The organism is Bradyrhizobium sp. AZCC 1693 (assembly GCF_036924745.1).
GTDB lineage: Bacteria > Pseudomonadota > Alphaproteobacteria > Rhizobiales > Xanthobacteraceae > Bradyrhizobium.
In genome coordinates, this window is sequence record NZ_JAZHSD010000001.1 from 4391043 (window position 1) to 4413388 (window position 22346).

At 63.5% G+C, this 22346-nt stretch carries 22 protein-coding genes and 1 riboswitch; of the genes, 13 read left to right on the plus strand and 9 right to left on the minus strand.

Annotated elements, in window-relative coordinates:
• Positions 1–12 precede the first annotated feature (12 nt).
• The 5 genes from V1293_RS21025 (at position 13) to V1293_RS21045 (ending at position 2920) form a co-directional block, all read left to right on the plus strand.
• Positions 13–591 (plus strand): methylated-DNA--[protein]-cysteine S-methyltransferase, encoded by a 579-nt coding sequence (locus tag V1293_RS21025; RefSeq protein WP_334511865.1) that lies wholly within the window; start codon positions 13–15, stop codon positions 589–591.
• A gap of 9 nt (positions 592–600) precedes the next feature.
• Positions 601–1440, plus strand: a complete 840-nt coding sequence (locus V1293_RS21030) for a helix-turn-helix transcriptional regulator (protein WP_334511867.1) — start codon at positions 601–603, stop codon at positions 1438–1440.
• 52 nt (positions 1441–1492) lie between these two features.
• Positions 1493–1852, plus strand: coding sequence for a VOC family protein (locus tag V1293_RS21035; RefSeq protein ID WP_334511868.1), 360 nt, complete (start codon positions 1493–1495; stop codon positions 1850–1852).
• A gap of 145 nt (positions 1853–1997) precedes the next feature.
• The gene (locus V1293_RS21040) at positions 1998–2399 is read left to right on the plus strand and encodes an SRPBCC family protein (RefSeq protein ID WP_334511871.1); all 402 of its coding nucleotides are present in this window, start codon (positions 1998–2000) and stop codon (positions 2397–2399) included.
• Positions 2396–2920: a hypothetical protein gene (locus tag V1293_RS21045; RefSeq protein ID WP_334511873.1), complete on the plus strand. Its 525-nt coding sequence runs from the start codon at positions 2396–2398 to the stop codon at positions 2918–2920. Before V1293_RS21040 ends, V1293_RS21045 begins: the two co-directional genes overlap by 4 nt.
• Positions 2921–3028: 108 nt before the next feature.
• On the opposite strand, the gene V1293_RS21050 is transcribed toward V1293_RS21045, so the two are convergent.
• The gene (locus tag V1293_RS21050) at positions 3029–4468 is read right to left on the minus strand and encodes an MATE family efflux transporter (protein WP_334511875.1); all 1440 of its coding nucleotides are present in this window, start codon (positions 4466–4468) and stop codon (positions 3029–3031) included.
• 210 nt (positions 4469–4678) lie between these two features.
• On the opposite strand from V1293_RS21050, the gene V1293_RS21055 reads away from it, so the two are divergent.
• From V1293_RS21055 to V1293_RS21075, 5 genes are all read left to right on the plus strand, one after another.
• Positions 4679–6019 carry a PQQ-dependent sugar dehydrogenase gene (locus V1293_RS21055; protein WP_334511877.1) on the plus strand — a complete coding sequence of 447 codons (1341 nt, stop codon included), beginning with the start codon at positions 4679–4681 and terminating at the stop codon, positions 6017–6019.
• A gap of 155 nt (positions 6020–6174) precedes the next feature.
• Positions 6175–7398 (plus strand): acyltransferase family protein, encoded by a 1224-nt coding sequence (locus tag V1293_RS21060; protein ID WP_334511879.1) that lies wholly within the window; start codon positions 6175–6177, stop codon positions 7396–7398.
• Between the two features lie 12 nt (positions 7399–7410).
• Positions 7411–8544 carry an ABC transporter permease gene (locus V1293_RS21065; RefSeq protein ID WP_334511882.1) on the plus strand — a complete coding sequence of 378 codons (1134 nt, stop codon included), beginning with the start codon at positions 7411–7413 and terminating at the stop codon, positions 8542–8544.
• Entirely contained in the window at positions 8541–9275 is a 735-nt protein-coding gene (locus V1293_RS21070) for an ABC transporter ATP-binding protein (RefSeq protein ID WP_334511884.1), read from the plus strand. The genes V1293_RS21065 and V1293_RS21070 overlap by 4 nt, the downstream gene beginning before the upstream one ends.
• 15 nt (positions 9276–9290) lie before the next feature.
• A complete protein-coding gene (locus tag V1293_RS21075) occupies positions 9291–10187 on the plus strand; it encodes an alpha/beta hydrolase (RefSeq protein ID WP_334511886.1) in 897 nt (298 codons plus the stop codon).
• An 8-nt stretch (positions 10188–10195) separates the two neighbouring features.
• On the opposite strand, the gene V1293_RS21080 is transcribed toward V1293_RS21075, so the two are convergent.
• Complete coding sequence (locus V1293_RS21080) at positions 10196–11302, minus strand: 2'-deoxycytidine 5'-triphosphate deaminase (protein WP_334511888.1); 1107 nt, start codon at positions 11300–11302, stop codon at positions 10196–10198.
• Between the two features lie 109 nt (positions 11303–11411).
• A riboswitch (SAM riboswitch) is annotated at positions 11412–11491 on the plus strand.
• 73 nt (positions 11492–11564) lie between these two features.
• Between V1293_RS21080 and V1293_RS21085 the strand changes: the two genes are divergently transcribed.
• On the plus strand, positions 11565–12758 hold the full coding sequence (locus V1293_RS21085; RefSeq protein WP_334511890.1) for an O-succinylhomoserine sulfhydrylase: 1194 nt from the start codon (positions 11565–11567) through the stop codon (positions 12756–12758).
• 295 nt (positions 12759–13053) lie between these two features.
• Here the strand turns inward: V1293_RS21085 and V1293_RS21090 are convergent, their stop codons facing one another.
• The 3 genes from V1293_RS21090 to V1293_RS21100 are packed head-to-tail and all read right to left on the minus strand — an operon-like array spanning position 13054 to position 16129.
• A complete protein-coding gene (locus tag V1293_RS21090; RefSeq protein WP_334511892.1) occupies positions 13054–14106 on the minus strand; it encodes an SGNH/GDSL hydrolase family protein in 1053 nt (350 codons plus the stop codon).
• A gap of 14 nt (positions 14107–14120) precedes the next feature.
• On the minus strand, positions 14121–14891 hold the full coding sequence (locus tag V1293_RS21095; RefSeq protein ID WP_334511893.1) for an SGNH/GDSL hydrolase family protein: 771 nt from the start codon (positions 14889–14891) through the stop codon (positions 14121–14123).
• On the minus strand, positions 14888–16129 hold the full coding sequence (locus V1293_RS21100; RefSeq protein WP_334511895.1) for an OpgC domain-containing protein: 1242 nt from the start codon (positions 16127–16129) through the stop codon (positions 14888–14890). The genes V1293_RS21095 and V1293_RS21100 overlap by 4 nt, the downstream gene beginning before the upstream one ends.
• 234 nt (positions 16130–16363) lie before the next feature.
• Between V1293_RS21100 and apaG the strand changes: the two genes are divergently transcribed.
• A complete protein-coding gene (gene apaG / locus V1293_RS21105; protein WP_334511896.1) occupies positions 16364–16756 on the plus strand; it encodes a Co2+/Mg2+ efflux protein ApaG in 393 nt (130 codons plus the stop codon).
• 357 nt (positions 16757–17113) lie between these two features.
• Here the strand turns inward: apaG and V1293_RS21110 are convergent, their stop codons facing one another.
• From V1293_RS21110 to V1293_RS21120, 3 genes are all read right to left on the minus strand, one after another.
• Positions 17114–18118: an Hsp33 family molecular chaperone gene (locus V1293_RS21110; RefSeq protein WP_334511898.1), complete on the minus strand. Its 1005-nt coding sequence runs from the start codon at positions 18116–18118 to the stop codon at positions 17114–17116.
• Positions 18119–18312: 194 nt separating this feature from the next.
• Positions 18313–19251, minus strand: a complete 939-nt coding sequence (argF, locus tag V1293_RS21115) for an ornithine carbamoyltransferase (protein ID WP_334511899.1) — start codon at positions 19249–19251, stop codon at positions 18313–18315.
• On the minus strand, positions 19251–20459 hold the full coding sequence (locus tag V1293_RS21120) for an aspartate aminotransferase family protein (protein WP_334511901.1): 1209 nt from the start codon (positions 20457–20459) through the stop codon (positions 19251–19253). The genes argF and V1293_RS21120 overlap by 1 nt, the downstream gene beginning before the upstream one ends.
• A 503-nt stretch (positions 20460–20962) precedes the next feature.
• Here V1293_RS21120 and V1293_RS21125 point away from each other — a divergent pair.
• Positions 20963–21472 carry a GcrA family cell cycle regulator gene (locus tag V1293_RS21125; protein ID WP_334511903.1) on the plus strand — a complete coding sequence of 170 codons (510 nt, stop codon included), beginning with the start codon at positions 20963–20965 and terminating at the stop codon, positions 21470–21472.
• Between the two features lie 168 nt (positions 21473–21640).
• Here the strand turns inward: V1293_RS21125 and phoB are convergent, their stop codons facing one another.
• Positions 21641–22345 (minus strand): phosphate regulon transcriptional regulator PhoB, encoded by a 705-nt coding sequence (gene phoB, locus V1293_RS21130; RefSeq protein WP_028351834.1) that lies wholly within the window; start codon positions 22343–22345, stop codon positions 21641–21643.
• Between the last annotated feature and the right edge of the window lies 1 nt (position 22346).

Consider the following 22346-nt stretch of genomic DNA (forward strand, 5'->3'; position numbering starts at 1 on the left):
GCCTGGTGGCGTATGATGGGGCGTGGCTACACTATTTTCGATTCGGGGATCGGCCGCTGCGGTATCGCGTGGGGGCCGTCGGGCATTATCGGCGTGCAACTCCCTGAAGTGCGCGAGATCGATACGCGGCGGCGGCTCTATCAACTCTATCCGGATGCCCGCGAACTTCGCCCTCCCCAAGATGTCCAGGTTGCAATCGAAGGCATCACCGCCCTGCTGCGCGGGGCTGCGTGCGATTTCGCCGAGGTCACGCTTGATATGGCCGGCATTCCGGCTTTCAGCCAGCGCGTCTACGCCTATGCGCGCTCGATTCCGCGTGGCGAAACCCGGACCTACGCGGAAATAGCTTCGGCCTTGCGCGCATCCGGCGCAGTCTATTCGGTGGCGCAGGCGATCGGCCGCAACCCGTTCATGATCATCGTGCCCTGCCATCGCGTGCTCGAAGCGGGCAATTATGCCGACAAGATATCGCCGCACGGCGGGGCGATCTCCAAGCGGCGGCTGCTCTCGATCGAGGGCGCGAGCCCGACCGTCAGCAAGACGCTGTTCGATGTGCTGCTGCCGGTTGCACCGCCGCGCGCGCATACTTAAATCCGCGGGATGACGGCGACCACGCTTCTCGAACGCAAATCCATTTCCGTTTCCGACTTTCGCTGCACCGCAGCGCCCGGTGACAAGCCGTTTGCGGAGCAGCATAGCCGTTATTCGATTTCCTATGTGCGCAAGGGCAGTTTCGGCCTGCATTGCCGCGGCAAGTTCAGCGAACTGGTGGCGGGATCGGTGCTGATCGGCCATCCCGGCGATGAATATACCTGCACCCACGAGCATGTCTGCGGCGACGAGTGCCTGTCGTTCTTCATCGGTCCCGAACTGGTGGAAGCGATCGGCGACAGCCAGACCCCCTGGCAGGTCGGCGCCGTGCCGCCGCTGCCGGAACTGGTGGTGCTCGGGGAACTGGCGCAATCGGCAGCAGATGGCAGCAGCGACATCGGCCTCGACGAGATCGGCCAGGTGCTGGCGAGCCGTTTTGTCGAGGTGGTTTCCGGCAAGCCGCGCAAACCCGGCCCCGATGCCGCGCGCGATCGCCGCCGCGCGGTGGAAACCGCGTTGTGGATCGATGCCAACTCGCATCGGCCAATCACTCTGGAAGACGCCGCCGATCAGGCCGGTATCAGTCCATTTCATTTCCTGCGGCTGTTCTCGGATGTGCTCGGCGTAACGCCCCACCAGTATCTGCTGCGTTCGCGGCTGCGCCATGCCGCGCGGCGTCTGGCCGACGACGACAGCCCGGTCACAGATATCGCCTATGACGTCGGCTTTGCAGACCTGTCCAATTTCGTGCGCACGTTTGGCCGCGCTGCCGGGGCCTCGCCGCTAAAGTTCCGTCAGGCCTCGCGGGGTGACCGCAAGATTTTCCAAGAACGGATGGCCCTCAACTAGCTAGGCTTTCTCCAGGCCGCGCGACATCGCGCGCTTTTGACTGGAGAAACTCATGTACGACCACATCGGATTACGCGTCGGCAATCTCGACGCCAGCGTGCGCTTCTACACGGCAGCGCTCGCGCCGCTCGGCTTCGTGCTGTGCTCGCGCGACGGTTCCGGCGCGGGCTTTGGCCCGAAGGGCGCACCGGCGCTCTGGCTGCATCAGCACAAGGGGGCGGCCGGCTCAGCCGCGCATGTCGCGTTCCGCGCCAAGGATCACGCCGCGATCAAGCAATTCCATGCCAAGGGCCTGAAGGCCGGCGGCCGCGACAATGGCGGCGCCGGGCCACGCGCGGATTACAGCCCGACCTATTACGCGGCGTTCCTGATCGACCCCGATGGCAACAATGTCGAGGCGGTTTCTACGTAGTGCTGGAACGTCATCGCGAGGAACGAACGAGGGTGGGCAAAGCGGCAGCGTGCCCACCGATCAAAATAGAAATCTCGGTTGGATGGTGGGCACGGCGCTAACGCGCCTTTGCCCACCCTACGCCGATCTGCAAAGGAAAATCACCATGGCCTCTATCCACAAGGAAACCATCATCGACGCATCGCCCGCCGACGTCTGGGACGCGTTGCGCGATTTCGGCGCGCTGCATAACCGGCTCGTTCCCGGCTTCGTCACCGACACCAAGCTCGACGGCGACGCGCGCATCGTGACGTTCGGCAACGGCACGGTCGCGCGCGAAATCCTGGTCAATTGCGACGACACGAAGCGGCGGCTGGTCTATGCCATCGTCAGCGAACGCATCAGGCAGCACAGCGCCTCGGCGCAGGTTTTTGCCGAAAGCGACGGCCGCACCCGCTTTGTGTGGATTGCGGATGTGCTGCCGAACGAGATCGCGCCCTATATGGACGGGCAGATGGATCTGGGCCTGCTCGCCATGCAAAAAGCACTGGGACGCAGCGCCGCATGATATCACCGTTTCTCGACGCTCTCGGCGCGGACGGCCCCTCGGCCGACCGCGCCGGCAGGATGGATCTCTACGGCCGCTTCGTCGGCTCGTGGGATCTCGATGTCAGGCAATTTTCCGAAGACGGCCGCGAACGCCGCCGCGCCGGCGAATGGCATTTTGGCTGGGCGCTGGAGGGGCGCGCGATCCAGGATGTCTGGATCGTGCCGCCGCGCGGCGCGCTGCGGCACGGCGATGCCGCGGCCAATTTCAACTCGTACGGCACCACGCTGCGCGTCTACGATCCCGATATCGACGCGTGGCGGATTCAGTGGACCGACCCGGTGACGCGGAATTTCCTGCAGATGATCGGCCGCGCGGAAGGCTCTGACATCGTGCAGTTGGGCACGCGGCCGGACGGCCAACTGGCCCGCTGGAGTTTTAGAGATATCGCCGCCGATTCATTCCTCTGGCGCGGCGAAGTCTCGGCGGATGCGGGCGCAACATGGCGTGTCATCACCGAGTTCACCGCGCATCGCAGGTAGGCGTGATCTTTCTCACAGATCAGCCCGAAGGTTACGGTGTAATCTCGAGATTCCGGGTCTGGTGCTAACGCACCATCCCGGAATGACGATCTTTGCTAATGTCCGATATTACAATAACGCCGGCTTCACCACGGGCACAGGCAGCTTCGGCCCCCAGCGGGTCAGCATCACGCTGACGCACGACAGCACGCCGAGCAATACCATCGAGGCCGCCGCCAGCCTGAAGAAGTCCTGTGCGGTCGCATTGTGCGTGGACAGCCACCAGCCGCCGGTGCCGATAAACAGCAACCGCACGGTCTGCGCCAGCACCGGGCCGATCACCTTGGCCGCGCCCTGCGATGAGAAATAGCATGTCGTGCTAAGGCCGAGGAAAGCATACATCGGCGCCGCCGTAGACAAATACTGCCGGCTGGCGGCGCGTACGCTCGCATCGTCGGTGAAGAGATTGACCCAGATGTCGGGGAATACAGCAATGACACTCGCAACCGCGCCGACCGAGACGAATGCGACGACCCCGGCGATCCAGCAGATCCTGCGGGCCCGCGCGATGCGCTCCGCGCCGATCGCCATGCCGACCATCGGCACCGAGGCGATGCCAACCGCAAATGAGATCGACGTCAGCATGAATTCGAGCCGCGCGCCGATGCCATAGCCGGCGAGGATTTCGGTGCCGAAGCTCGCCAGCATGTGGGTGAAGATGCTGATGGTCAAAACCGACTGCAGCGGCGAGAAACAGGAGATGGCGCCGACCTTCAGGATGTCGATGAACATCGGCATGCGAATGCGAAGGCCCCTGATCTTGGGAACGACGCGCGCGCGGCCCGAGAACAGATACCAGGACATCACGGAGATGCTGATCAGGTAGGCGATCAGCGAGCCGGCGGCGACGCCGCGCATGCCGAATTGCGGGATCGGGCCGAGGCCCAGGCCCAGCGTGCCGCCGAGAATGATCTGGCAGACGGCCGATGAGAGCATCATTAGTGACGGCAGCTTCATGTTGCCGGTGCCCCGCAAAATGCCGGAGATCGTGTTCATCAGCCACGGCACCACGGCGCCGCCGAAGAAAATTTGCGTATAGGCAACCGCCTGCGTCAGCACGTTACCGCGCCCGCCGAGCAGTTCGAGCAGCGCGGGCCCGAAGATCAGCATGCCCAGCATGAAGGTCAGGCCGAAGCAGAAGCCGATCAGGAGCGCATGCGCCGCCAGCGTCGAAGCTCGCTCGATATCGCCGGCGCCGAGCGCACGCGCGATCGCCGACGCCACGCCGCCGCCCATGGCTCCGCCCGACATGGTCATGGTCAGGATCACGATCGGGAATACCAGCGCCATCGCGGCCAGCGATTCCACGCCCAGGCGCCCGATATAGGAGGTCTCGGCGATGACCACGCAGGTACCGGCGGTCAGCGCGATCACGTTCGGCCAGGCCAGCCACAACAGCGTGCGCAGAATCGGGCCGTCGACGAGCGCGTTCTTCACCGGCGCCGCCAGTGGCGGAAGCGGGCGTTCTTTCTCGTCGACGGGAATTTCGGCAACGCCGAGGTCGGACATTTCTGCTCCCCGCGCGCGGGCTTGGGTAGCCGCGACGCGCTGCTTCCTAGCATGGTGGGGAATGATTCCACGTGCGAATGGCGCAATGGGGGCCTGCGGGATTGCAGGCGGGGCGTCGCCGGCCGCCCATTTCACGCGAAATTCATGCCGGACCACACGAACGTTCAGGCGGGGGCCGCATTGTAAGATCAACCTCCCGAGGAACCCGCCATGCGTAACAACCTCCTTCTCCAGGCAATATGCGTCGGTGCGCTGGCGCTGCCGCTTGCCGCCTGTAACGACCCCAGGGATACCGCGACCGTGGCGCAGAGCTATGGTCCTTCGCCCAACCTGCCGCCGCCGGAACATTCGTGGATCCCGACGGTCGATATCGCGTCGGCCAGCCGCTGGACCGACGGCGCCAAGCCGATCGCCGCCAACGGCATGACGGTCAATGCCTTCGCCACCGGGCTCGACCATCCGCGTACGGTCTATGTGCTGCCGAACGGCGACGTGCTGGTCGCCGAAAGCAACGCGCCGCCGAAACCGGATGACGGCAAGGGCATCAAGGGTTTTATCTACAAGCAGGCGCAGAGCTGGGCGGGCGCGGGGGTTCCGAGCGCCAACCGCATCACGCTGCTGCGCGATGCCGACGGCGACGGCTTAGCCGAGACGCGAAGCACCTTCCTCAGCGGGCTGAATTCGCCGTTCGGAATGGTGCTGGTCGGCGAGGATTTCTATGTCGCCAATACCGATGCGATCATGAAGTTCGCCTATCGCGAAGGCGACACCAGGATCAGCGCCCCCGGCGTCAAGCTGGCGGACCTGCCCGCCGGCACGCTCAATCACCACTGGACCAAGGATCTCACGGCAAGCCCGGACGGCACCAAGCTCTATGCAACCGTCGGCTCCAACAGCAATGTGGCCGAGAACGGCATCGACGCCGAGAAGGATCGCGCCGCGGTGCTGGAAGTCGACCGTGCCAGCGGCCAATGGCGCGTGTTCGCCTCGGGCTTGCGCAACCCCAACGGCCCGGCCTGGAATCCGAAAACCGGCGAGCTCTGGGTCGTCGTCAACGAGCGCGATGAACTCGGCAACGATCTGGTGCCCGACTACATGACCGCGGTGAAGGACGGCGCGTTCTACGGCTGGCCCTACAGCTATTACGGAGATCACGTCGACACGCGCGTCGAGCCGCGGCGGCCCGACCTGGTGCAGAAGGCGATGGCCCCGGATTATGCGCTCGGCGCCCATACGGCTTCGCTTGGGCTCGCCTTCAACACCGGCAATCTGTTTCCGCCCGAGATGGAAGGCGGCGCGTTCATCGGCCAGCACGGCTCGTGGAATCGCAAGCCGCGCGCCGGCTACAAGGTAATCTTCGTTCCGTTCAAGGATGGCAAGCCTTCGGGTGCGCCGCAGGACGTGCTGACCGGCTTTCTCAACGAGACGGGCGAGGCGCAGGGCCGCCCCGTCGGCGTGCGGCTCGACAAGCAGGGCGCGTTGCTCGTCGCCGACGACGTCGGCAACACGATCTGGCGCGTCACGCCGGCGGCGAAATCGGCATCGCGGTGATCCAAGCGCTGTCTTAGTCGGGTAGCCGACAAAGGGCAGTTCGGGTCGGACCTCCTACGAACGATAGTTCCGACGGTTAGCGGGAACAGGCGAGGCGACTCCACGTTGATCCCTGCGGTTCCGGTCGGTTCCGGTGCAGCGCGGGACGAATAGCCGTGTCGTCACAGGTTAACGTGCCCCTCAGCAACTTGCGCGCGATCACCATTGTCATCGTGGTCGCATTCCATTCCGTACTGCCATATCTCGCATCACAACCATCCCATCCCTTTCAATTCGACGCGCCGCCCTATCGCTGGATCGCATTTCCTATTCTCGATCGGGAGCGCTGGTTCGGCTTCGACCTGTTTTGCGCGTGGCAGGACGTCAGCCTGATGTCGCTGATGTTTTTCCTGGCCGGCCTATTCACGCCGACCAGCCTGGGTCGCAAGGGGACCCTCACCTACCTTTTGGAGCGTTCGTGGCGGATCGGCCTGCCATTCGTCTTCGCCGTCGGCATTCTCAGTCCTCTCGCCTACTTCGCGTCCTATCGGCTGACGGCGGCCGATTCCTCCATCACTGCTTTCTGGCAACATTGGCGGGCGCTCCCGATGTGGCCTGCCGGTCCGCAATGGTTCTTGTGGCAAATCTTTCTCCTGGGCGCGGTTGCGGCCGCTCTCCACGCGCTCGCTCCACATTGGCTAAAGGCGTTGAGCGGGCTGGTAGCCCGCATTGCCGACTATCCGCTGAGGTTTTTCATCGGGCTCACAATGCTCTCCGCGTTGGCCTATGTGCCACTGGCGATGACCTTTACGCCGTGGGAATGGACCTTCCTCGGTCCATTTTCATTTCAGCTCAGCCGGCCATTGCACTATGTCGTCTATTTCTTCGCGGGATTTGCGATTGGCAGCCATCGACCCGAACACAGCATATTGCGTCCCGATGGTCCGCTTGCTCGTCATTGGCTGGCCTGGCTTGCCGCGGCCGTGGCCAGCATGTCCGTATGGGGCGGGCTCACATCGCTGACTATGCCAGACTGGCAGGCAAGCGCGCCGATCTCTCGCGTGGCTTCGGCGCTCGCGTTTCCGGTTGCTTCTGCGGCCGCCGCGCTGTGTCTGATCGCGATCTGCCTTCGGTTGTTGCGGTCGCGCCATCGCGTGCTCGACCGCCTCTCAAGCCATGCCTACGGCATCTATCTGGTGCATTACGTCATCGTGGTGTGGCTGCAATACGCGCTGCTCGACACCGATCTCGCGGCCATTGGCAAAGCAACTATCGTATTTGCAGCTGCGCTCACCCTCAGTCTGACTGCATGCGCCGGTCTGAAGATCGGAGTGAAGACGCTCGTTTGGCACCATTCCGAGCTGCGAGGCGAGAGAGCCATGACCAATCAATCGCCATAAACGGATGCCGACATGTCGCTGACACTGACACTTGCGTCCCGAAACCTGTTTCACGACCGGCTTCGCTTCGTCGCGACCCTCGTCGGAATCGTCTTCTCGGTCGTCCTTGTCATGATCCAGATGGGCCTGTTTCTCGGTTTCGGTCGAATGGTCACGACGATGATTGACCATGCTTCGGCTGATTTCTGGATTCTGCCCAAGGGCGCCAAATGCTTTGAGGATCCTTCGCTCCTCGACGTCAAGCTGCGAGACCGCATCGCAACGGTTGAGGGCGTGAGTTCGGCGGTCCCGCTGGTGATCGGATTCTCGGACTGGCGGCTGGAAAGCGGCGAAGTGACGCCGGTGTTCATAGTGGGATCCGAGCTACGCGACGGCAGCTTGCAGCCGTTCAATGTCGTGGACGGCAACGTACAGACGTTGACGCAGGGCGCGAATGTTGCAGTCGACCGCTCCTATTTTGACAGGCTCGGCGTGAGCGGCGTCGGCTCGACCGCGGAAATACGCGGCCGCAAGGTGCGCGTGGTCGCCATCACGGACGGAATTCGCTCGTTCGCCACGACGCCTTACGTGTTTGTCGACCAGAAAAACGTGCGCATTTACACCGGAACGCCGCGCGATCGCGCCAGCAGTATCCTTGTTCGGCTGAAAAGCGATGCCGATCGGGAGAAGGCCCTCAGCGCCATCCGCGCGCAGGCCGGCGAGGCGGAAGTTCTTACTTCAGACGATTTCAGTAGCCGCAGCCGGTCATTCTGGCTGTTCGGCACCGGCGCCGGAGCCGCGCTGTTTGCCGGTGCATTGCTCGGGATGATCGTCGGCACCGTGATCGTCGCGCAGACTCTCTACTCCAGCACCAAGGACCATTTGAGCGAATTCGCCACGTTGCGTGCGATGGGTTCCTCGAACGCCTATATCTACGGTGTGATCATCTATCAGGCGCTCATCAATGCCGTGATCGGATTCTGCATCGCCGCGGGGATCGGCTCGCTCGTCGTCCAGATGACCGCGAAAAGTGCATTGCCGATCGTGATCACGCCATGGCTAATGGCGGCGCTGTTCGCCCTGACTGTGGTGATGTGCGTCGCGTCGGGTATCGGGGCGATCGTCCGTGTGGTGCGTATCGATCCAGCCACGGTGTTCATGCGATGAATGATTACGTAATTGAAGCCAGGTCGGTGGAGAAGACGCTGGGTCGCGGCGCCGGCGAGGTGCAGGCGCTGCGCGGCATCGATCTCTCGCTGCGCCGGGGCGAGCTGACATTGCTGATGGGCCCCTCCGGCAGCGGCAAGACCACATTGCTGCTGGTTCTTGGATGCATGCTGACGCCGAACTCAGGTAGTATCACCGTATGCGGTACGCCGACGTCCAACGCCGACAAGGAAGCACTTGCCAGGATTCGGCGCGAGCATGTTGGGTTCGTGTTCCAGTCCTATCATCTGTTCCCGACGCTGACCGCGGCCCAGAACGTGCAATTGGCGCTGGATATTCGCAGCGAACACGGCAGGCAGGCGGCGAAAAAGTCGCGGGAGGCCCTTGCAATGGTTGGGCTCGAGCAGAAGGCGGATAGTTTGCCGGGTGGGCTCAGCGGCGGCGAGCAGCAAAGGGTCGCCATAGCGCGCGCGCTCGTCGCAAACCCTTCTGTCGTCCTCGCCGACGAGCCGACCGGGGCGCTGGATGGAAAGAACGGCCGCAGCATCATGCGCATTCTCGCCGACACCGCCCATGAGCGCGAGCGAGCGGTGCTGGTCGTCACCCACGATCCGCGCGTCGTCCCGTTTGCGGATCGCATCGTCGAGATCGAGGACGGTCTCATCGTGGCAGAGCGACCTGGAGAGACTGACCGCCCGCGTTTGCCCAGGGCCGCGCCGTTCAGGGCTTGAGCGCAAGGACCAGCTATGAGCGTGCGGGCCGAATTCCTGCGCATCGGTATTCGCATGTTGCTCAAGCGGCGCGGCGGAAATCTCGATGTCGAGCACTGGCGACGAAATATGCGTGCGATGGAGCGGTTTGTGCCGCGCCCGCCCGCCCGGAGCGCAACGGTCAAGATCGAGGCCGGTCGAGTGACCCTTCACCAGGTCACCACGTCCGCATCCCGGCCCGAACGCAACGTGCTCTATCTCCACGGCGGCGCATATGTTTCCGGCGCACCTATCTATTACCGACATTTCCTTTGGCGGATTGCCGACGCCTTGGAAGCGCGCATCTGGGCGCTGGAATACCGCCTGGCTCCGGAGCACCCTTTTCCGGCAGCGCTTGAGGATGCCATGGAGGGCCATCATTGGCTTGCCGATCACACACCCGATATCGGTCAGTTGTTTGTGGCAGGAGATTCGGCTGGCGGCGGCCTGGCGCTGGGCCTGCTGTTGAGACTGCGTGACAACGGCAAACCGCTTCCCGCCGCGGCTGTCGCCTTGTCGCCCTGGACCGATCTGGCCCTGACCGGCTCCTCCTTGAAAACGAATGCAGCGGCCGATCCGATGCTGAACGCCGAGGATCTGCCCGGCTTGGCGAAACTCTATCTCGGCGGAATCGATCCGCGGACGCCCCACGCTTCGCCGCTCTATGGCGATCCCGCCGGATTGCCGCCGGTGCTTATTCAGGTGGGCAGCGATGAAATTCTCAGGGACGACGCTGTCCGCATGGCGGAGAAGCTGCGCTCACACAATTCGCGCAGCAAGATCGAGATATGGCGCCGCATGCCGCACGCCTGGCATTTGTTCGTGCCAATGCTGCCCGAGGCCCATCGGGCGATTGCGCAGATCGGGAAATTTATCTCCGGCGTGCGCGGCTGATGCAAAGGTCAGACCCGGAAATGCTTGGAGAGCTTCAACCCCTGCGCCTGGTAGTTCGAGCCGATGCGCTGGCCGTACATGGCGTCGGGCCGCGACAGCATCTTCTCATAGACCAGCCGGCCGACGATCTGGCCGTGCTCGAGAATGAACGGTACCTCGCGCGAGCGCACTTCGAGCACCGCCCGCGCCCCCTGCCCGCCGGCGCCGGCATAGCCGAAGCCGGGATCGAAGAATCCGGCATAATGCACGCGGAATTCGCCGACCAGCGGATCGAACGGCACCATTTCGGCGGCGTAATCCGGCGGCACCTGCACGGCTTCCTTCGATGCCAGGATATAGAACTCGCCGGGATCGAGGATCAGGCTGCCGTCCGGGCGGGCCGGAATCGGCTCCCAGAATTCGTCGACGGCATAGCCGCCACGGCGGTCGATATCGACGACGCCGGTGTGGCGCTTGGCGCGGTAGCCGACGAAGCCTGATGTATTTTCGCCGGAGAGATCGACGGACAGCGCCACGCCGTTGGCGAGATCGGCGTCGTCGATATCGACCAGCCGCTCGGCGCCGTGCAGCGCGTCGAGTTCGTCGGCGTTGAGGATGGCGTCACCGGTGCGGAAGCGCACCTGGCTGAGCCGTGAACCCTCGCGCAGCAGCACCGGAAACGTCTTCGGGCTGATCTCGGCATAGAGCGGGCCGTGATAGCCGGCGCCGATCATGTCGAAGCGGCGGGTGCCGTCGGCGATCACGCGGGTGAAGACATCGAGCCGCCCGGTCGAGCTTTTCGGATTGGCGGCCGCCACGATCTGCGGCGGCAGCGCGAGGCTCTCCAGCAGCGGCACGATGTAGACGCAATTGGTCTCGAGCACCGCGCCGTCGGAGAGGTCGATCTCGTGCAGCTTCAGCTCGTCGATGCGCTCGGCGACGGTTGAGCCGGGACCGGGCAGAAAGCTCGCGCGCACCCGGTAGGCGATGTCGCCAAGCCGCAGATCGAGGCTCGCCGGCTGGATCTGGCTTTCGACAAAGGGATATTCCGGCAGGATCAGGCCCGCATCTGCCATCGCCGCGATCATGCGGTCGGGCAGAATTCCGTTGGCGTCGGGCGGAAGCGTGAACGGCACGGCGCGATCCTCAATACGGCCCAAAACTCATCCAAACCTCGTAAATATGGGCTTTTAGGGGTTATCCGATGGCCGCCTTGACGGGAAGGGCGCGAGGTAATATCAGCATGACTTATCCCGTGGTGATTTGAGCCGGCCGGCTTGCAGCCACGTTAAATAAGTCGCTAAACAGGCCGGGGACACGTGTGATCCCGGCCTGTGGAAATTTTTCCAGGCCGGTTTTTTGTGACCATTTTTCAATGGTGGTCATGGCGGAGGTCACATGTCTGAGACTGGTTCTACCAAGCATTATCGTCCCGAAACCCGCCTTGTCCATGGCGGCACGCTGCGCTCGCAATTCGGCGAGACGTCGGAGGCGCTGTTCCTAACCCAAGGCTACGTCTACGACAGCGCGGAGCAGTGCGAGGCCCGATTCAAGGGCCAGGATCCCGGCTTTATCTATTCGCGCTATTCCAACCCGACGATCGAGATGTTCGAGCGCCGCATGATCCAACTCGAGGGCGCGGAAGCCGCGCGCTCGACCGCAACCGGCATGGCCGCGGTGACGACCGCGATCCTCGCACCGCTCCGGGCCGGCGACCACGTGGTCGCTTCGAAAGCCCTGTTCGGCTCGTGCCTTTACGTGGTGCAGGATCTGCTGCCGCGCTACGGCATCGAGACGACGCTGGTCGACGGTCTTGATCTCGACCAGTGGCAGCGCGCGTTGCGGCCGAACACCAGGTCCTTCTTCCTGGAGAGCCCGACCAATCCGACGCTCGACGTGCTCGACATCCCGGCGATTGCCGAGATCGCGCACAGTGGCGGCGCACGGCTGATCGTCGATAACGTCTTCGCCACGCCGATCTGGCAGAGCCCGCTTTCGCTCGGCGCCGACGTCGTGGTCTACTCCGCGACCAAGCATATCGACGGCCAGGGCCGCTGCCTGGGCGGCATCATCCTGTCGTCGGAAGCTTTCATCGCCGAGCACATCCACAACTTCATGCGCCAGACCGGGCCGTCGCTCTCGCCGTTCAACGCCTGGGCCCTGCTCAAGGGCCTGGAGACGCTTGGCGTGCGCGTGCGCGCGCAGACCGAGACGGCGGGCAAGGTCGCCGACGTGCTCGCGTCGCACCCGAAGATTTCGCGGCTGATCTATCCCGGCCGCGCGGATCATCCGCAGGCGGCGCTGGTGAAGAAGCAGATGCGCGCCGGCTCGACGCTGGTCGGCTTCGAGGTCAAGGGCGGCAAGCAGGCCGCGTTCCGCTGCCTCAACGCGCTGCAGATCGCGCGCATCTCGAATAATCTCGGCGACGCCAAGAGCCTCGTCACCCATCCTGCGACCACGACGCATCAGCGCCTGACGCCGGAGGCGCGCGCCGAACTCGGCATCAGCGAAGGTTTCATTCGCTTCTCGGCCGGGCTCGAGCATGCCGATGATCTGATCGAGGATTTTGCGGCGGCGCTGGAGAAGGCGTGAGTGATTGCAACGCATGACAATGTCGTCCCTGCGAACGCAGGGACCCATAACCACGGGGAATTGTGAGTTAGGCAAGACGTCTGCTACTGCCTTTGATCATTTGGGCCGCGGCGTATGGGTCCCTGCGTGCGCAGGGACGACGGTGATGCGTTAGCCCAGCGTTACATCGGCCGATACGTGCGCTCGTCGCAAGGCGGTTGGCACAAAATATCGAAAACAACCCCATGCACAGTAGCCTGGTATCATTGGCGTGGATGCCTTGAGCGATCTGGTGATGGATGGCGCGCTAGCGCAACTACATCGGTCTGTACGCCCGCACGTCGGCGGGCACGTTGACGCCGAGCTTGATCTGGCCGACCGATTTGATGATGTCGTCGCCGAGCAGTTGGGCGAAGCAGGCGTAGCCCCAGTCGCTCATGTGCAGGCCGTCGGAGATGACGAAATTCTCGATCGGGATCGCCTGCTTCTCGTGCCAGTCCCTCATCACTTCGAAGCGCGGGAACACTCCGACGCGACGGAGCTCGGCGACCTTTGAGAGCAGCTTCACCATCTTGCCGGCGTTTTCCGCCTTGGCGGTGACGGCCGGCGAATATTGCGGATCGACCAGCACGAGATCGGCGCCCGCGGCCTGAATCCGCGCGATGCCCTCTTCCACGACCTTCGCGGTCTCGGTGGGATCGAGGTTACGCAGCACAGCGTTGGTGCCGACCTGCCAGATCACCATATCCGGATGCACGTCGATGACTTCGGTCTGCAGCCGCTTCATCATCTCTGGCGCGTCGTCGCCGCCCTTGCCGCGATTGACGACGGTGATGTCGGCCGTCGGATATTGCCGGCGCAACTGCGCCGCCAGGCGGTTCGGGTAATTGAATTCCGGCGAGGTCGAGCCGTAGCCCTGGGTCGACGACGAGCCGAAGGCGACGATCACGACCGGCTTGCCCGCCGCGAGCTTGCCCGCGACATGCGGCAGCGACCCCATCGATCTGGAGACGCCCTTCGGCGACTGGCAAGGCACACGGCTGAAGATATCGCCGGCCGACTTCGCGACCTCTTTCACTTTATCGATCGCCTTGCCGGCGATGCCCTTCTGCGCTGCCGGCTTGGCCGGATCGACGGCCGCGCCTGTCGGCTTGGCCGCTTCATCCTTGCCTGCAGACTCGGACTTCTTTTCAGATTCAGCCTTGTTTTCAGATCCAGCCTTGGTTTTGGCGTTGTCGGACAGCGCCGCCTGCTGCGGGGCCGTCTGCGCAAGCAGCGGCGACACCGGGGCAGGCATCATCAGCACCAGGCTCGCGGCAAAAAAGACGGTCGGCAATGTCGACAAACAAAAAGGGTAGTGACGGCTCATTAACGCTAGTTTCCCTAATTCTGCTGCGCCTGATCGAGGCGGGCCGCATCGAGCACAAATTTCGACAGCGCGCGGCCGAGGCAGGCATGAACCCGTTTGGCCATGTCGGTGCCATGAACGGTACTGAACAGATCGAAATCTCCGGCGTCGTTCCAGTGACGCATAATGCCAAACCGGTCGAACAGCGGAACATTATGCTGCTGCGCCACCACGCGCATATTATCCAGGTATGGCGACGCAGAAATCATCGTCTCCGTGCGCGGGCTGTATTGCGGATTGATCAGGACCACATCGGCGCCCGCATTTTGCAGCGCAACAACCCCTTCGCCGACGGCGCCGCGAAAATCGTCGGGATCGACGGATCGCATAGCATCGACGGTTCCGGTCTGCCAGATGACCAAAGTAGGCCTTTTTGCTTCCACCAGCTTAACGAGGGCGGCGTCGGTCTCCTCCGCGGATTTTCCGGGCTGTAGTTCTACGGATAGATTGATCGGGATCGAGGGCAGCTTCTCCTTCAGCGCGGCCTGCAATTGGGCGGGATAGGCGCTGTCGGCCGAAGCGGCGATGGTCGAGGAACGGCTGCCCACCACGAGGATGGTCAGCGGCCGGCCGTTCTTGACGGCCTCGGTGACCTTCGGCAGCAGGCTTTCGGTGCTCAGGAGATAGGCCGGCACCTCGCAGGTCTGGGGTGAGGCCTGGGGGGCATCCTCGGCTCGCGCCAAACCGGTAGCCGCAAGACCGGCGAACAGGGACAGGGCTAGTACGGCTCCAGAACCGGGCCTCATACGCTCCCTCCAGCCATATCGGCATTGCCGCCCGTGCGCTTGGTCCTGGACGCATCTTTGTCGGCCGAATGCTTGTACCACGAAATCACCCACGCCACGCCCCACATGACGAGGATTCCGGTCAGGCTGACCAGGGCGTGCATAAAGGCACCGCCGGAAACCTCGGCCAGCACGAAATGCCCTGCGAAGGCCAGGAAGACGCCGAGACAGAATATCTCAAGCGAATGCTGGCCGCACAGGATCAATGGTCGCAGCCAGGGCGATTTCAGCCCCGGCCAATCCCTGGGCAGGAAGCGCACGGTGAGCGCCGCCAGCGCCAGAAAATGGGCAAACCGCAGCACGTCCAGATCGGTCTTGGTGATCGGGTACATCCACTGTTCGATCAGCTTCGGCATCAGAAAGCTGAGCTGCGGTATGTGCCAGGTCAAGGTGACGAAGAATGAAAACAGCAGATAGGCAATGCAGATCCACATCGTCACCGGCGACGACAGGATCCGCGACATCCGCGCGGCGCCGCCGAGCGCGCACCAGGCGCCGAACACGAACAGCAACTGCCAGGCGAACGGGTTGAAGATCCAGAAGCCGCTCGGATAGGCCGTCAGGTACCAGTCGAACTGCCAGGTCAGCGCGTACAGCAGCACCGACAGGCCGAGCGACACGTCAGGCCGCCACTTCATCAGCCACAGGACGATCGGCAAAAACAGCATCAGCACGATGTAGAGCGGCAGCACGTCCATGTTGACCGGGCGGAAGCGCAACAGCAGCGCCTGCACGATGGTGACGTCAGGCTGCTTGAGAAAATCCATGATGCCCATTTCTTCGCTGTAGAGCGGGTTCTCGAAACGGGTCGCGACGTAGGAAATTTCGGCGAGGAAGATCGTGAACAGGAACACATGCGCGACGTAGATCTGCCAGACCCGGCGCATGATGCGCGCGGTCGCCACCACGAAGCCGGCCTGCAACATCGCGCGGCCGTAGACGAAGGCGGCGGTGTAGCCGGAGATGAAGATGAAGATTTCGGTGGCGTCGGAAAATCCGTAATTGCGGATGGTGAACCAGGTCAGGATATTGGTCGGCAGATGATCGACGAAGATCAGCCACAGCGCCATGCCGCGAAACAGGTCGAGCCGCAATTCGCGCTCGCCGGCCACCGGTAGCGCAATCGCCGGCGCGGCAGACACCGCAGCCTTGCTGTCGCTGAGAGGCGTTCCGGCAACTGGATCGGCAATGGACGACATCTGGCACCGTGAGTTGAGCTTTTACGCGTGCACTGTCCGGGACAGGATAATATCGGCCCGCACCTTGCGCACAAGATGCGCAAACAGATACGGGGCCGGACCGCGCGCGGGTGCGCTCTAGACTGGAACTATGTTGAAACCGCGATCAAACAACCGGCAAACCCGGCGGGCCGGAGATTGTTCCCCCGGCATTCTTGGCTATGATACCGAGCAGGATTTCCGAAAGCTGCCAGCATGTACCGCGCCGTCACCCGCCAGATCGAGGTCACCGTCGAACCGAACTTCCTGCCCGAGCGCTCGTCGGTCGATCGCGGCCAGTATTTCTGGTCCTACACCATCGTCATCACCAATACCGGCGCCGAGACCGTGCAGCTCCGCACCCGGCACTGGATCATCACCGACGCCACCGGCCGCAAGCAGGAAGTCCGCGGCGAAGGCGTGGTCGGCGAGCAGCCCGTGCTCGCGCCGGGCGAACGTTTCGAATACACGAGCGGCGTGCCGCTGCCGACCGCCTCGGGCTTCATGACCGGGCGCTACCAGATGGTCAGCGAAAGCGGCGAGCGGTTCGAGATCGACGTGCCGACGTTCTCGCTGGATAGCCCCGATAAGAGGCGGGTGTTGAATTAGGGCCAAGGCGATCTGCCCGTCATTGCGAGTGCAGTGAAGTCATCGAAACAACGAAGCTGTCGTCGCCCGGCTTGACCGGGCGATCCAGTACGCTGCGGCCTATCGGTTCAATCACTGGCGTCTCTGGAATACTGGGTCGCCCGGTCAAGCCGGGCGATGACGACTGAATATGCATCTGCATTCTCGCAACGCAATGCGCCCGAGGTTTGCATCTTCGTTTGCCGTCTTCGAAATAGAGGGCGCAATGTCGCGGATAGATGGTGGGCACGCTCCGCTTTGCCCGCTCCGCGAAACTCGATCGCCATTCGGGGAAGGGAGCGCACCGGGCGTGTGGCGATAGCGTGCGCAATAGACCGCCTACTCCTCCACGCCCGCTTCATGCGGGGTGAACTGATAGACCGAGGAGCAGAACTCGCAGGTCACCACCACCTTGTTGTCTTTCACCATCTCGGCGCGGTCTTTCGGCGCAAAGCTTTTCAGCATGGCCGACACCGCCTCGCGCGAGCAGGAGCATTGCGCGCGCAACGGCAGCGGCTTGAACACGCGTACGCCGCGTTCGTGAAACAGCCGGTACAGCAGGCGCTCGCCCGACAGATCGGGATCGATCAGCTCGACATCCTCGACGGTGCCGATCAATGACTGGCCCTCGACCCATGCATCATCCTCGGCAACGGCATGCGTCACCGCGCCATCAGGCGCATCGCCGGGATGCAAATCAGCCTGTCGCGCCCGTTCCGGCGCCTTCGGCAGGAATTGCAGCAGCATGCCGCCGGCGCGCCAGCGGTGCTTCGGGCCGCTGCCATCGCCGCCGCGCCATTCCTCGCCGACCGCAAGCCGCACGCGGGTCGGGATCTGTTCGGAGCGCAGGAAATATTCATGCGCGGCATCTTCCAGGCTGCCGCCGTCGAGCGCCACCAGTCCCTGGTAGCGGCTCATGTCCTGTCCCTGGTCGATGGTCATGGCGAGATGACCCTTGCCGAGCAGCGTGCCGGAATCCTGGCCGTCCTTCAGCCGCCTCACGTCATAGCGCGCATAGGCGCGCAGACGGTCGGGCGCCTGGAAATCGACGATCAGGAACGACACCGGGCCATCGGTCTGCGTCTGCATGATGAAGCGGCCTTCGAATTTCAGCGCCGAGCCGAGCAGCGTCGCCAGCACGATCGCCTCGCCGAGCAGCTTGCCGACAGCAGGCGGATAATCGTGCTTGGTCAGGATATCGTCGAGCGCGGGGCCGAGCCGGGTCAGCCGGCCGCGCAGGTCGAGCTCGGCGACCTCGAACGGCAGCACCGCGTCATCGACGGGAACGGACGAGGGCGCGCGAACGGGCGCCTCGGTGATTTTGATGTCTGATTGTGAATCCATGGCGCTTTATCTGGGGGCTAAGAGGGAAAATTGAAGGGGGTCGAAGAGGGCGAAACCATCTCCACGAGTCGTCCCTGCGAACGCAGGGACCCATAGCCACAGGGCGCAATTGTGAAGCACGGCGTCTACCACACTGCAGTAATCGAGAGATCACGCGGTATGGGTCCCTGCGTTCGCAGGGACGACGGAGAAGGCTACGCCACTTCGTTAAAACACCACGCCAGGATGCCCTTTTGCGCGTGCAGGCGATTTTCGGCCTCGTCGAACACCACCGATTGCGGGCCGTCGATCACCTCGTCGGTGACCTCCTCGCCGCGATGCGCGGGCAGGCAGTGCATGAAGATCGCGTCCGGCTTGGCCAGCGACATCAGCTTCTCGTTGACCTGATAGGGCTTGAGCACGTTGTGGCGATGCTCGCCGTCCTTGTCGCCCATCGAAACCCAGGTGTCCGTGACGACGCAATCGGCGCCGCGGACGGCAGCCTCGGGATCGTTGCCGAGCACGATGGGCGCTTGCGTCGCCTTGATCCAGTCCTTCATCGCCTTGTTAGGCGCGAGCTGCGGCGGGGTCGCGACATTGAGCTGGAACTTGAAACGCTCGGCCGCGTGCGCCCATGACGCCAGCACGTTGTTGTCGTCGCCGGTCCAGGCCACGGTCTTGCCCTCGATCGGCCCGCGATGCTCCTCGAAGGTCATCAAGTCGGCCATCACCTGGCAGGGATGCGAGCGCCGCGTCAGCCCGTTGATCACGGGCACGGTGGCGTGCGCGGCCAATTCCAAAAGCGCGTCGTGATTGAGGATGCGGATCATGATCGCATCGACATAGCGCGACAGCACGCGCGCGGTATCGGCGATGGTCTCGCCGCGGCCGAGCTGCATCTCGGCGCCGGTCAGCATGATGGACTCGCCGCCGAGCTGGCGCATGCCGACGTCGAACGACACCCGCGTGCGGGTCGACGGACGTTCGAAGATCATTGCCAGCGTCTTGCCTTCGAGCGGCTTCCTGCCCTTTTCACCAAGTTTTTCTTGCGCCTTGAGCTTCGCCTTCATGTCGGCACCCAAGGCCAGCATGTTGCGCAACTCCGTTGGCGGCAGTTCGCTGATGTCGAGGAAATGACGGACGGACTTGCTCATCACCCTGCCGCCTTCTTCAACTGATTACCCGACAGCGCGACGCAGGCGCGCTCGAGCATCTGAACGGACTCGTCGATCTCGGCCTCGGTCACGATCAACGGCGCCAGGAACCGCACCACATTGTCGCCGGCGCCGACGGTGAGCAATTTCTCGCCGCGCAGTGCATTGACGAGGTCGCCCGACGGCACCACGGCCTTGACGCCCACCAGGAGTCCCTCGCCGCGCACTTCCGAGAGCACGGCGGGATAACGATCGACCACGGAGGCCAGTTTCTGCTTCAGCAGCAGCGACATCTTCTGCACGTGATCGAAGAAGCCGGGCTTCAACATCACGTCGAGTACAGCATTGGCGGCCGCGATCGCCAGCGGATTGCCGCCAAAGGTCGAGCCGTGCGAGCCCGGCGTCATGCCGGAAGCGGCTTCCGCGGTGGCAAGCACTGCGCCGATCGGAAAGCCGCCGCCGAGCGCTTTCGCCAGCGACATCACATCCGGCGTCACGCCGACGCGCTTGTAGGCGAAGAGATCGCCGGTGCGGCCCATGCCGGTCTGCACCTCGTCGAACGCCAGCAGCAGGCCGTGCTCGTCGCAGAGCTGGCGCAGCGCCTTGAAGAAGGATTGCGGCGCCGAGCGCACACCGCCCTCGCCCTGCACCGGCTCGATCAGAATGCCCGCGGTGTGCGGCCCGATCGCCTTCTTCACCGCTTCGAGATCGCCGTGCGGCACCTGGTCAAAGCCGTCCATCGGCGGCCCAAAACCTTCGAGATATTTGGCGGAGCCGGTTGCGGCGAGCGTGCCGAGCGTGCGGCCGTGGAACGCGCCCTCGAAGGTGATGAGCCGATAGCGTTCGGGATGACCCTTGGAGAATTGATAGCGGCGCACGACCTTGATCACGCCTTCCATCGCTTCCGCACCGGAATTGCAGAAGAACACGAGGTCGGCAAAGCTCTGTTCGCACAACCGCGCGGCAAGCTTCTCGCCATCCGGGCTCTTGAACAGGTTCGACATGTGCCAGAGTTTTGTCGACTGTTCCTGCAGCGCCTTGATCAGATGCGGATGGCAGTGACCCAGCGCATTGACCGCGACGCCCGAGGTGAAGTCGAGATAGCGCTCGCCATTGGTCGCGGTCAGCCAGCAGCCCTCGCCGCTTTCGAAGCCGAGATCGACCCTGGCAAAGACGGGGAGCAGATGCGACGTGGCGCTATTGGTCATGGCGATCACAAAAGGTTTGCACTGAAGGTAAGACCTGCCGCGGAGCACACGCGTGCATTGGCGCGAACGCGGCAACGGCCGGTCTTGCGAAAACGAAACGTGCCGCCTCTTAAGGGCGGCACGTGCGAGGTATTCTATGTGGGCGGGGGGCGCTGTCAACACGCCACGAAGCCGCCTTTCCTGCACCGCAAGATTAAGGAAATCCGTAAGATTGCGGTGTGGTGGAAAACACGCAGTGCAATGCCTAGATGTCGGAACATGTGGACGCGCGGGCCCGGACTCTTGCGCCCGAGTCACGCCATATTGTAGCGTTTGGGCTGTCGGGTACGACATCTCGTGCGGCAGTTCTGATCCCTAGAGTCCATTTTGTACGGCGTAAACGTTCGGGCGCGGTTTTCGCGCCCGGCGAGGGCTAAGGGATTCTGACCGCAGGGATTTTTGAGACGAATGACGTCGCCAGCGCTGCCCCTGATTGGCCGGCGCGATGCGAAGGGAAGAATGCGATGACGGTATTGACCTGGTCCGACGATCGCGTCGAGCAACTGAAAAAGCTCTGGGAAGCCGGATTATCGGCCAGCCAGATCGCCGCGGAACTCGGAAATGTGACGCGAAACGCTGTGATCGGCAAAGTGCACCGGCTGGGCCTGTCCGGCCGCGCCAAGAGCCCCTCCTCGGCGGCCCCGCGGCAGCGCAAGGCGCGCCCGGCGCAACAGATGATGCGGGTGTCGCGCCCGGTCTCGCGCGGCAACACCGCGCTTGCGCACGCCTTCGAGGTCGAGATGGAGCCGGATCCGATCGCCTTCGACAACGTGGTGCCGATGAGCCAGCGGCTGTCGCTGCTCGAACTGAACGAGGCGACCTGCCACTGGCCGGTCGGCGATCCCTCGAGCCCGGAATTCTTCTTCTGCGGCGGCAGGGCGCTTACCGGCCTGCCCTATTGCGCGCACCACTCGCGCATCGCCTATCAGCCCGCCGCCGACCGGCGGCGGCAGGCGCCGAAGCAGACAAGGTAAGGGCACGCGGCAGCAGTTGTCGTCCCTGCGAACGCAGGGACCCATAACCACAGGCGTTCGTGGTTATGTCACGCTGGGGCTCCAGCGCATTTCAACAATCGAGATTTGTGGTTATGGGTCCCCGCGTTCGCGGGGACGACGATGGAGTGCGGGTGACGCGCTGGAGCCTTACGGCTCCACCTTCGCAAACCGGTCATCCAGCGCATAACCCGCGCCGCGCACGGTGCGGATCGGGTCCTGCTCGCGGCCGGGATTGAGCAGTTTGCGCAGACGGCCGATATGGACGTCGACGGTGCGCTCGTCGATATAGATGTCGCGGCCCCAGACGCTGTCGAGCAATTGCTCGCGGCTGAAGACGCGGCCGGGATGTTCGAGGAAAAATTCCAGCAAGCGGTACTCGGTCGGGCCGAGATCGATCTGGCGGCCCGAACGCGCGACGCGGCGTTTCTCGCGATCCAGTTCGATGTCGCCATAGGTGAGCACCGTGGCGAGCCGCTCGGGGCTTGCGCGCCGCAACAGGCCCTTCACCCGCGCCAGCAGTTCCGGCACCGAGAACGGTTTTACGATGTAATCGTCGGCGCCGGTCGCCAGGCCCCGCACCCGCTCGCTCTCCTCGCCGCGTGCCGTGAGCATGATGATCGGCAATTGCTTGGTCTCCGGCCGGGCGCGCAGGCGGCGGCAGAGCTCGATGCCGGACAGCCCCGGCAGCATCCAGTCGAGCACGACGAGATCGGGCACGCGCTCCTTCAGCCGCGTATCCGCATCGTCGCCGCGGCCGACGGTTTCGACCTCATAGCCTTCGGCGTCGAGGTTGTAGCGCAACAGCGTGGTCAGCGCTTCCTCGTCCTCGACCACCATAATGCGCGCGCTCATT